An 11,366-nucleotide genomic window follows, 5' to 3' on the forward strand; every position below is an offset into this window, starting at 1 on the left:
ATCAACGATCTTCTTGAATCCCTCCGGTCGTCCCGCCGGTCCCCCCGCGCGAAGATACGCGGAGGGCAGCAAACTACTCTTTGTGGTCTCCAGAGCCGATGGTGGAGATGTGATCGAGGACGAGGATAAGATGGCCGGAGGGATCCTGCAGGTCCGGAGATCTATGTTTCACCTTTGCGCCTGGTTTCCACCCGACGATAAAATCTCCGAAAGCCTTCGATCGGGGATCGGGGCATGCAGGTGAGGTTCTCCATGACGTTTTCACTTTTTCACTCGCGCACGGATCACAGAGAGAGAGCCACCTCACGATCACCGGTACCGGGTGTTCTCTGAAATGGGTGAAAATGATCAGGGGTAACTGTACACACTTCTCTCTCTGTACTCTGTACGCAGATCAGGGCCAGGAATGATACTTTCTCCCGGCCATCCGGTTTTCACCCGGCAAGTGGAAACCGGGTGCAAAAGTGGAAACGTCGGGATCGTCGTCGTCGATCCGACCGATCATCAAACGAAAAATCATGGTCCCCTGGCTCTGGAGAATCGGGCATGAACCCCTCTGGCTCAAGCATCCGGGATGAACATTTTCCGTTGCTTGCTCATCCTTCTCCCCGGTGCCCCGGAGCGAGAGGGCTTATATTCTTCGTGTGCACCTGATCTCTGGATGACCTCTGTGCGGCATGAGAACAATTTCGATTTCCTGCGCCTTGCCTCGGCGCTGGTCATTATCGTCTCTCATGCCTATGCTCTCCAGATCGGGTACGGGTCGATGTACCGGTACGACCCGATGATCTTCATCGGGACCACCGCTCTCGCCTCCCTCTTTGTGATCAGCGGACACCTGATCTCACAGAGCTGGATCTATCAGCCTGATCTCAAACGCTATCTCTGGAAGCGGATCCTCAGGGTGTTTCCGGGCCTGTTTCCTGCGATTCTTTTCACCCTGTTTATCATCGGCCCGATTGCGACGATCTTCTCGTTGCCTGATTATTTGGGGGCGCTTTTATCGCCGAGCACGTTGATGGCGATGCCGTTCTTCATGAACGGTGCGTGCATCGGCCTCTTCGACCAGAACCCGGTCACTTTTGTCAACGCCTCGCTCTGGACGATCCCGGTGGAGTTCTCGATGTACCTCGTTGTCGCTTTCCTCGGGGTCCTGGGGTGCCTCAGGAAAAAATGGATCCTTCTGAGCATGATCGCGGCGAATTTCCTGGTATGGATCCTGTTCTATCAGGACCCGAGTCTTGCGAAGGTGCGGTTCATTCTCTACTTCCTTATCGGGACCTATCTTGCCATCCATCATCCCGACCACCGGTACCGTCCGGTGACGGCCGGGATCCTGGGTTTTCTTCTTGTCCTGACCATATTCTCTCCGGTTTATGAGTTTGTTGCCCTCGTCGCCGTTCCGTACATCGTCCTCTGCATCGCGCATCTCAAGATCGCGCCGCTCAACAATTTCGGGGAGAGGGGCGATTTCTCCTACGGCGTCTACATCTATGCCTACCCGATCCAGCAGACGATCGTGGTTCTGCTCGGCCCCTCTCTCCCGCTCTGGCTCTACTGCTCCCTCTCGATAGCCCTCACCTTCCCGCTCGCGTACCTCTCCTGGCATCTCATCGAGAAGAAGGCGCTTGCCCTGAAACAGATCGACCTCTCCCCGGGCCGTTTTCCGTGGCCTTCGGAACGCCTGTTCTTTAAGTGAACGCGGGAGATTCCGTGCCGGGCACGGCTGCCCCCGGACCCCCACGATGAGGATAGCCGGAGGGCGGCAATTGAGCGATCCCCCCCACACGCTGAAGCGCGGTTCAGAATATTTTCATCCCGTATGCCTGAGCGCGAGGTTCACGCCTGATTCTACAGAATCGTGAATCTCGATATTTGAGTTCGGCGTGTTCTCCCCGGTGTGAAATCTCGGGAAAGATGCTGCAATCGGGACGGCACGTTTTGATCACGACGTCGTCCCGTTCTCATGACCCCGGGGATAGACCTCGACGGAAGAGGGCCGATCGATTTTGAGTAAGAACACGCGTGATGCCGTCCCCCGCTGAATCTTCGTCATGGGGGGTCCGGGGGGGCCTCCCTCCCCCCGGTGGAAGACGACGGGAAAGATTTTCTGAACACGGGTGGTGCGTCTCCTCCCCTGTTCCGCACACCCGAAAACCATGAGCATCCGACCCGGCGAAAAGTACAACTTCCCCCCGGGTACATCACCGGGTGAGAGGGATGCAAGAGGTCATCCGGGCGGAGAACCTGGAAAAACGGTTTGGGGATTTTGTCGCCGTGAAGGGGGTCGACTTCTCTATCACCGAAGGCGAAGCCTTCGGCTTCCTGGGACCCAACGGTGCCGGCAAGACGACGACGATGCGGATGGTCCAGTGTGTCTCGCCCCGGAGCAGAGGAGATCTGGAGGTCCTGGGGATGGACCCGGCCACCCACGCGAGGGAGATCAAGGCGCTCCTCGGGGTCGTTCCCCAGGAAGACAACCTCGATCCCGAATTGACCGGGTATGAGAATCTCCGCACCTATGCGCGGTACTTCGGGATCCCCGGCGAGGAGGCTGAGGAGCGGATCGCCCGGTTGCTCGCCTTTGTGCAGATGGAGAAGAAGCAGGACGTCGTCATCGAACACCTCTCAGGCGGGATGAAACGGCGACTGGTCCTCGCGCGTGCCCTGGTCAACGACCCCAGACTCCTCGTCCTCGACGAACCGACCACCGGTCTCGATCCCCAGGCCCGCCACCTTATCTGGGACCAGTTGCGCGGACTCCAGGCCGAAGGGCGGACGATCGTCCTCACCACCCACTATATGGAGGAGGCGGAACGCCTCTGCGACCGCCTCGTCATCATGGACCACGGCGGGATCCTCGTCGAAGGCTCCCCTGCCGACCTCATCGGCCGGACGATCGGTCGCCAGATCCTTGAGGCCGAGGCGGTGCCGTTGGTCCTCTCCTGCCTCGAGCGGCATGGGATAGAGTACGACCTCGTCGGCGGATCGGCTCTCGTCCCGACCGACGAGCCGGTACGGGTGACCGAGGCCCTCCTCGAAGAATGCGGGGCGATCAGGCTTGCAACCAGACCCGCCACCTTGGAAGACGTCTTTCTCAAACTCACCGGCAGGAGGTTGCGGGAATGATGAAGAACCTCAGCGGACGGGCATGGGCGGTCTGGCGCAGAAACCTCGATGTTTTCTCCAAGACCTGGCGGGTGAACCTCATCCCACCGGCGATCGAACCGGTTCTCTACCTCCTAGCCCTGGGGTTCGGGGTCGGGGCATTCATCACCGATATCGACGGCGTCCCGTACATCAGGTTCATCGCCCCGGCTCTCTTTGCCGTCTCGGTGATGAACGCCTCTTTCTTCGAGTGCACTTACGGGAGTTATGTCAGGATGTACTATCAGAAGACCTTCGACGCCATCGTCGCCACGCCGGTCACGATCGAGGAGGTGATCGCCGGGGAGATCCTCTGGGGTGCCACCCGAAGTCTCATCTCCGCCGCGATCATCCTCCCGGTCCTCATCCTCTTCGGCGTCGTCGACCTTCCGGGCTCTCTCCTCCTCGTTCCCTTCGCCTTCGTCGCCGGTCTTCTCTTCGCCTCCATCGGGATGTGCTTCACCGCCGTCATCCCGAACATCGAATCGATCAACTACCCGGCATTCCTCTTCATCACCCCGATGTTTCTCTTCTCAGGCACCTTCTTCCCCATCGACCTCCTGCCCGAGCCTCTTCAGGCCCTTGCCCTTGCCGTTCTGCCGCTTGCCCATGTCGTCAATGTTGCACGAGCCCTCACTCTCTCGACAGGATGGAACCTCCTCGTTCTCGGTCTCCTCTGGATGGCGGCCGCCACTCCTCTCATCTTTCTCCTTGCACTTCGGCTGATGAAAAAGCGGCTTATCGTATGAGATGCCGATCAAAGCGGTTAATTGCCGGCACCGTGACTTCTTGAGAGACATGAGCACCGACCCTGCATGTGCTGGATGGATTGGTTTTTCCAAGAGCCGGTTCGAGGCACTCACCGACGGGATCTTCGGGATCGCCATGACGCTCCTGGTACTGGGGCTCAGCGTCCCGGCGGTGGAAACGATCAAAACTTCCACCGAGATCATGGAGATACTCCGGTCCCTCTTCCCGGACTTCGTCCATTACTGCATCGCTTTCCTCCTCCTCCACGGGATGTGGGTCTCCCACCACGGCCTCTCCCAGAAGATGCAGTTCATCGATCATCGGTTCCTCCACCTCAACTCCTTCCTCCTCCTGAGTGTAGCGGTCATCCCGTTCTCCACCTCGTTCGCCGGCGATTTTCCCGTCTCGATCATTCCGGCGATGGTGCTCGAAATAAATCTCCTTGCCGTCGGAGGTATTCTCCTCGCTCAGTGGATCTATGTCGCCTCCACTCGTGATCTGCTCAGGCCGGGTAGCCGTGAGGACGACTTCTCTCTGGCGATACCCATCACGGCGGTCATCCCGGCCCTCTCCTTCTGTGGGATCGTCGCCGCGATGCTGGGATCGCCCTGGAGCATGGGGATCTACCTCCTGGCTCCTCCGATAATTTTCGTGATAAAACGGATTAACAATATGAATGGGAGTGAAAACAGCCTTTCCCCGGTCTGATGGTCCAAACCTGCGGGATCGGATCGTTTAAGAACAGGCGGGTCGATCTGGCTCATGGATGGGCCCGAAACCGGATACCAGGATCCTGTTTTCCAGGAACCGCTTTGAGGCACTCACCGACGGGATCTTTGCGATCGCCATGACTCTCCTTGTCCTGGGCCTCGGGGTTCCGGCGGCATCGAGTGTCTCGACCGAGGCCGCGCTTGATGACGCGCTTCTCAATCTTGTCCCCGACTTCGTCCACTACTGCATCGCCTTTCTGATTCTTCACGGGATGTGGGTCTCCCATCACATCCTCACCCGGACGATGGAATTTATCGACCGACGGTTTCTCAGTATCAACACTCTTCTCCTGATGGGCGTGGCGGTGATTCCCTTCTCGACCGCATTTTCCGGGGACTTCTCCGACGCCCCGGTCGCCGCGATGGTCCTGGAAGGGAACCTCCTCTTCGTTGGCGGTCTGCTTTTTCTTCAGTGGGTCTATGTGGAAAGAAACGAGTATCTCCTCAAGTCAGACGTCATGAAAAAAGATCTCTCACTCGGGAGAAGCATGATCGGTGTCATCCCGCTGCTCTCGTTTCTCGGGATTCTCCTCGCTCTGCTCGGAACTACATGGAGCACGGCGATCTATCTCTTCATACCCCTGATCTTTTTCTGGATCCGGTGGCGGCACCGATCGTCCAGATAGTCCGGACTATTTTTGGATTTGTGGCTCTGTAGAATCGGGCATAAACGTGGGGTTCAAGCATACGGGATGAAAATTTCTCGTCACGTGCTCTCTCTCATTTTAAGAGAGGAGAATCGATGGGGATCGTGTTCCATCGCCGCCCCCACCTATCTTCGTCGTGGGGGGTCCGGGGGGTGAAACCCCCCGGTGCGGGATTCCAGGAACGATTCTACGATGGGGGCGGCACATCGGATCATCACGCCTTCCCAAACATCGGTGCCGGGGGCGCTGCCCCCGGACCCCCGGGACGAAGATAGGGCCGGGAAGGCAGAGGCCCGATCATTCAGGAGATGCATCTGCAATCTCTGTATCAGTCCTGAAGGCGGGTGGTGGATTCAAACCATTATGGAAACCTGGAGAGATGATCGTCAGGATCATTTTCATGGTAATTGCTCACGAAGCGAAAGCACGCCTCAAGCATACGGGATGATAATATTATACCAGAACTGGATCGATTCTCGATCCTCCTCCTTGCGTTCGAGGAGTGAATCGAAGTCGAGCATCATGCCGCCCCTCGGCGAAGAAAACGATCAAAAGGACTTCTCCGGATCCCTCAATTCAACACTTCTTCATCTGCGGCATCCCAGGCAGGGTCGACGATCGCGAGGATGACGAGATCGTCCTCGCCGGTGTTCTCCACGCTCTGCACCGCACCTGGCGGGATGTAGACAACCTGTCCGGCACCGACCGGCGCCGATTCATCGCCGATATGCATCATTCCCTCACCTGCAAGGATATAATAGGTCTCGGAGGAGGTCTTCAACCGGTGAGGGAGGGAGGCCTCGCCCGGGCCGAGGAAGGCATGGGCGATGGAGCATCGATTGCAGCACTCAGGTTCGTTTTTTGGGTGAAGAATTTCCCTCAGACGCGTACGATCTCCGGCAGTGAAGAGTGGGGTGCTCGTGATGTCTCTGATCAACATGGCACTATACTGTCTGTGGACAGCAGGAATAGATTTGGATCCCTTGCAGAGGAGAATGGAAAAGAGAAGAAAAAAATGGTTTTATGGCCGCCTCGCCTTGAGAACGACAAACCCGACAACTACCAGGGCCGCTGCCGCCCCCACAACCCCCAGGGGGGAGGGCTGAGGAGTAGTCGCGGTCTCGGTGGCGTTTCCGGCTGGTTCAGACGGCACGGTCTCGGTCACGGTAGTCTCGCCCGGCCCTTCTGAGGTCGGGGTCTCCCCGGCATCGGCGCCAACCCGGGGGGCTGTATCCCCGGGGATGACCGTCATTCCTTTGCCGCCGGCGATCGCAAAGTACGAGAAGCCCGGCGTGACGGCCCGATAATACACCTTTGTCTCGGTCTCCTTCACCAGTTCGGTCTTGAGCGGGTTCCAGATTCCGTCATGGAATCTCCAGAGAACGACGTCTCCGACACCGATACCGTACTTCTGGAGCCACGACCAGGGGAGGTCGAAGAAGAAGACGATTTCATCGAGGTTCTCCCCCTCCGCGTAGGTCATGTTTGCAAGGAGATACTGGTAGACCGGCTCGCCAAGTCCTTCCGGCCCCTTGGATAATTTCTCAAGGGAGACCCTGATCCCGTCGATGCGGTCGGCGGCGGTGATCTCGATCTCTGAGACCCCCATCCCGCTGAAGCGGAAGACCGTCGAGTCGCCGGTCTTAAGGCCGCTGCTCACACCGATATTCGATCTGCTGCTGCTCCCTCCTGAACCCGAACCGCGTGACGACGACGACGAGGCTTTGACTATGATAGAGTCAGTGCGAGTCATGGTGTCGTTAGTCGTGCCGTCGGAGACGGTGAGAGAGACGGAGTATGTACCTGCTTTCTTGTAGACATAGGTCGGGTGCTGGAGCGATGACGTTGCCGTCCCGTCTCCGAAGGACCACTGCCACGCGCTCACGTTCCCGGTCGAAGTGTCGGTGAAGTGGACGGTGAGCGGCGCCCTCCCTGAAGTCATGTCTGCGGTGAAGTTTGCCGCAAGCGGTTCTGGCCCTGGCCCGGCAACGACGATATAGTCCTTGAGGACGAGGGTGTTGTTGGTGGTGCTGTTCGAGACGGTGAGCGTGACATTGTAGGTTCCGGTCTCCAGGTAGGTATGCACCGGGTTCTGGAGAGAGGAGTTTCCGTCGTCACCGAAGTCCCATTCCCATCCGGTCGGGTTTCCGGTCGAAAGGTCGAGGAACTCTACGACAAACGGCGCATCGCCGGAGGTCTCGTTCGACGTGAAGTTTGCCGCAAGCGGCAAGGAAGACGGAGCGACATCGATATAGTCGGCTTTCAGGTGGGTGTCCGAGTTCGTACCGTCAGAAACGGTGAGGGAGACGTTGTAGGTTCCGGCCGTCTGGTAGTAATGCACCGGGTCTTTGAGAGAGGAGTTTGCGCCGTCACCGAAGTCCCAGGTCCATGTGATCGGTTTCCCGATCGAAGTGTCGTTGAACTGCACTCTGAACGGTGCCTCCCCTGCGGTTATGTCGGCAGTGAAGTTGGCCTCAAGAGATGCTGGGGCCGGTTCTGTGACTTTTATGTACGCGGTGCGGACTTCTTCCTTCTTCTCCTCGCCGCGTGAGACGGTGAGTGTGACATCATAGGTGCCGGCGGTTTCATAGACATGGATCGGGTTCTGTTCGGTCGAAGTGGCGCTGTCACCAAAGTCCCACCCCCATTTCAGGGGGTTACCGGTCGATTGATCGATGAACTGGACGGTAAGCGGTGCCTCGCCCGAGGTCACGTCTGCTTCAAAGGCGACCTCAAGGGGGAGAGGTGCGGGTTGGTCGAGAGCGAGCGGGAGGAAGTCGACGTTCACCTCGTTCAATTCGTAGGCTTCGTCACAGAATCCGTCTTTATTGGTATCGGCACAGGTGTCTGACCACCCGTTCCTGGCAGGGTTCGTCCAGACGTTTCCGCCGATAAACGAACCACCAAGTATGTTGGTTTTTGTTGTGTTCGTCCGGTTCCAGAAGTTGCTCTGAACGGTACCGGTGAATTTGACGTTCTCTTCGTTCTCGAAGTAGTTGTTGGTAATCATGTTCAGGAGCCCGTTTATGATCTCCAGACCGGTGCCGTTGTTCTCGGTGATCCGGCAGCTATCGACGATGCAGTTCGTGGCACCGTCGAGTTTGATCCCCACAGATCCACTGTTAAAGGCGTTTACGCCCCAGAGGGTAACCTCTGATCCGCCACTGACCACACAGCCTTCTTCAAAGTTGTTCAGGAGGGTACAGGCGATCGTGACGTTCTTCGCCCTGTCCACCAGAATGCCGGTGCCGGCAGGGCTGCTGCCATTGCTCTTGATCATCCATCCGTGCCCGTCAAGGATCACGTCGTCAGCGGTTATCGTGATGAACGTATCATTGTAGGGGCCAAAGAAAGAGTGGTTCAGACAATAAATCCCGGGGCTATCAATGGTAGTTGGTCCGGTAATGTTTGTCGGTTCTGCGGCTGTTGCTGTACCTGCACAGCAACAGACGGCCATCAAGAGGTAGGCCACAAGATGTAGCCACCTCCGCATTATGATCGTACTCATGATATCACCTCATCGGCAGAAGGGGCCTGACGCATGACCGGACCACAGGAGGCAAATGATGTGGAGTGGGAAATGAGAGATACCCGCAGCCCGGAGATGCGGTCTGAGCAATCCGCCCAGCAGGTATGGAATATCTTATACAATATATATCTTTTTTTATATTTTGGGGGGCGGACAAAAATCATCAGGAACAAAAAAAAATCCGGATCTAAATACCGATCCTTTATATATCACCTCGATGCCTTACCGGGAGAATTTTTTCAGAACTTATTCTCTATAATTATTTTAGATTTCAGGCCAAATTAAGCTGGATTATCGTGAGTGAAAAGGCATTCTGGAGTTCGCGTATGGCATTCATCCTTGCCGCCATCGGAGCGGCGATCGGGATCGGCAATGTCTGGCGTTTCCCGTACATGGCCTATTCGAATGGCGGTGGTGCCTTTCTCATCCCCTACACCGTCGCCCTCGCGACCGCCGGGATTCCTCTCCTGATCATGGAGTTCGGGCTTGGGTATAAGGCGAAGGCCGGGGCCCCCCTCTCCTTCCGGAAACTCCTGGGCGAAGGCCGGGAATGGATCGGGTGGATGGCGGTGCTGGTCGGTTTCCTGACGATGACCTATTACTGCACCATCCTGGCATGGGCCGCGGACTATACGGTCTTCTCGACCTCCCTCGCGTACGCCGGGAACACCGAGGCTTTCTTCTTCGGCGACTTCCTCGGCCTCTCAGACAACATCGGCCTCTTCGGCAATATCAACTGGCTCATCGTCGCCGGTGCGGCCTTCGCCTGGCTCTGGGTCTACGTCGCCGTGATCCGGGGCGTCAGGTCAGTGGAGAAGATGGCTTATGTCACCGTCGTCCTGCCCTGGCTTCTCATCCTCCTCTTTGTCGTAAGAGGAGTCACCCTCCCGGGCGCGATGGACGGGATCGCCTACTACCTCACCCCCGACTTCTCGGTCCTCCTTGACCCCCAGGTCTGGCTTGCCGCGTACGGTCAGATCTTTTTTACCCTCTCGCTGGGGTGGGGCGTGATGATCGCGTATGCGAGTTATCTGCCTGAAAAAAGCGACATCGGGAAGAACGCCGTGATCATCGCGGTCGCCAACAGCGTCACCTCCATCGTCGCCGGGTTTGCGGTCTTCTCCACCCTCGGCTATATGGCGCACCAGGCCGACGTCCCGATCACCGAGGTGGTGCGGGGCGGGATCGAACTGGCCTTCGTCACGTACCCGGCGGCGATCCAGCTTCTGCCCTTCGGCGCACCGGTCTTCGGGGTGCTCTTCTTCCTGATGCTCCTCTCCCTCGGGATCGCCTCGGCCTTTGCGACGATCGAGGCGGTGAACCGCGCCGTCATCGACCAGACCGACCTACCGCGTCGCCTCGTCGTCCCGGCGGTCTGTATCTCTGGCTTCCTCCTCGGTCTCTTCTTCACCACCAGTTCCGGATACCAGTGGCTGGATATCGCCGATCACTATCTCTCCTTCTTCGCCCTCGTGCTGGTGGGGGCGCTGGAGGCGGTGGCGGTCGGCCATCTCTATGGCGCTGACCTGATGCGCCGGTTCATCAACGCGCACTCCGAGATCGTCGTCGGGCGCTGGTGGGATCTCTGCATCAGGTACGTCGCCCCGGTTCTCCTCTTCACCGCCCTGGGTTTCAGTCTTGTCAAGGGGGTCGCCGAACCGTACGGGGGCTATCCGCTCTGGGCCAACGCCTTCGGGTGGGGGCTGGTGCTCTTCGTTCCGATCGGGGCGGTGGCGATCGCATGGGCGGTACAGAAAAAGGAAAGAAGGACTTTGTAGAAATCATCAAGATAATATCTACAAAGCCGTTATTTCGTTTCAAGGAGTAGGTTCGGACCTGTCTTCCTCTCTGAGCCACCGCACCCCGAGGTAACAGAACGGCGTGTCCACGGCCGCCACCGCGACCTTCACCAGCCAGTACGGGATGGTGATGGAGATGACGAAGCCGAGGGTGTACTCCGGCGCCGCCCCGTAGAAGGCGATGAACATGAAGGCGAAGGAATCGATGAGCTGGCTGCCCATCGTCGAGAGGTTGTTCCTGAGCCAGAGGTGCTTCCCGTGGGTCTTCTCCTTCCAGAAGTGGAAGGCCCAGATGTCGTGGGTCTGGCTGGCGGCAAAGCAGATGATGCTCGCGACGAGGATCCGCGTCGACATCCCGAAGATATCGATGTACGCCTCGTTGTACGGGAAACGGTCGGCCGGCGGCAGGGCCACCGAGAGGGCTGTGAGGAGGAGGACGAAGACGAGCGAGGCGACGCCGGCGACGACGAGATCGGTGGTCTTCTTCTTCCCGAAGACTTCGGCGACGATGTCGGTGACCAGGAAGGTGACCGGGTAGGAGAAGATCGCCACCGAGACCACGACCCCGCCGATGACGGCGACCTTGTTCCCGACGAGGTTGGCGACGACGAGGGCCGCGATGTACAGCCCTGCGAGGAGGGCGAACTTCCGTTCCATTGACCATGCCATGGTATCAGGACCTGCTGAAGATACAGCGTTGGTCCTGCAGGGGCAAAGAGGTGAC

The 11,366-nt window shown here is 58.1% G+C and carries 9 protein-coding genes; 6 read left to right on the forward strand and 3 right to left on the reverse strand.

Annotated elements, in window-relative coordinates:
• The first annotated feature begins 661 nt into the window (after nucleotides 1-661).
• The 5 genes from E2N92_RS08115 (at nucleotide 662) to E2N92_RS08135 (ending at nucleotide 5,293) form a co-directional block, all read left to right on the forward strand.
• Entirely contained in the window at nucleotides 662-1,699 is a 1,038-nt protein-coding gene (locus E2N92_RS08115) for an acyltransferase family protein (RefSeq protein ID WP_220680694.1), read from the forward strand.
• A gap of 521 nt (nucleotides 1,700-2,220) precedes the next feature.
• Complete coding sequence (locus tag E2N92_RS08120; protein ID WP_220680695.1) at nucleotides 2,221-3,129, forward strand: ABC transporter ATP-binding protein; 909 nt, start codon at nucleotides 2,221-2,223, stop codon at nucleotides 3,127-3,129.
• Nucleotides 3,129-3,896: an ABC transporter permease gene (locus tag E2N92_RS08125; protein WP_220682976.1), complete on the forward strand. Its 768-nt coding sequence runs from the start codon at nucleotides 3,129-3,131 to the stop codon at nucleotides 3,894-3,896. The genes E2N92_RS08120 and E2N92_RS08125 overlap by 1 nt, the downstream gene beginning before the upstream one ends.
• Nucleotides 3,897-3,945: 49 nt before the next feature.
• Nucleotides 3,946-4,605: a TMEM175 family protein gene (locus E2N92_RS08130; RefSeq protein ID WP_220680696.1), complete on the forward strand. Its 660-nt coding sequence runs from the start codon at nucleotides 3,946-3,948 to the stop codon at nucleotides 4,603-4,605.
• Between the two features lie 58 nt (nucleotides 4,606-4,663).
• Entirely contained in the window at nucleotides 4,664-5,293 is a 630-nt protein-coding gene (locus tag E2N92_RS08135) for a TMEM175 family protein (protein ID WP_220680697.1), read from the forward strand.
• A 592-nt stretch (nucleotides 5,294-5,885) separates the two neighbouring features.
• Here the strand turns inward: E2N92_RS08135 and E2N92_RS08140 are convergent.
• Nucleotides 5,886-6,254 carry a cupin domain-containing protein gene (locus tag E2N92_RS08140; RefSeq protein WP_220680698.1) on the reverse strand — a complete coding sequence of 123 codons (369 nt, stop codon included), beginning with the start codon at nucleotides 6,252-6,254 and terminating at the stop codon, nucleotides 5,886-5,888.
• An 81-nt stretch (nucleotides 6,255-6,335) separates the two neighbouring features.
• On the reverse strand, nucleotides 6,336-8,822 hold the full coding sequence (locus E2N92_RS08145) for a PKD domain-containing protein (RefSeq protein ID WP_220680699.1): 2,487 nt from the start codon (nucleotides 8,820-8,822) through the stop codon (nucleotides 6,336-6,338).
• A 317-nt stretch (nucleotides 8,823-9,139) separates the two neighbouring features.
• Here E2N92_RS08145 and E2N92_RS08150 point away from each other — a divergent pair, with 317 nt between their 5' ends.
• A complete protein-coding gene (locus E2N92_RS08150; RefSeq protein ID WP_281425770.1) occupies nucleotides 9,140-10,621 on the forward strand; it encodes a sodium-dependent transporter in 1,482 nt (493 codons plus the stop codon).
• Between the two features lie 39 nt (nucleotides 10,622-10,660).
• On the opposite strand, the gene E2N92_RS08155 is transcribed toward E2N92_RS08150, so the two are convergent.
• Complete coding sequence (locus tag E2N92_RS08155; protein ID WP_220680701.1) at nucleotides 10,661-11,311, reverse strand: queuosine precursor transporter; 651 nt, start codon at nucleotides 11,309-11,311, stop codon at nucleotides 10,661-10,663.
• Between the last annotated feature and the right edge of the window lie 55 nt (nucleotides 11,312-11,366).

Origin of the sequence: Methanofollis formosanus (assembly GCF_019633745.1) — an archaeon.
GTDB classification, from domain to species: Archaea; Halobacteriota; Methanomicrobia; order Methanomicrobiales; family Methanofollaceae; genus Methanofollis; species Methanofollis formosanus.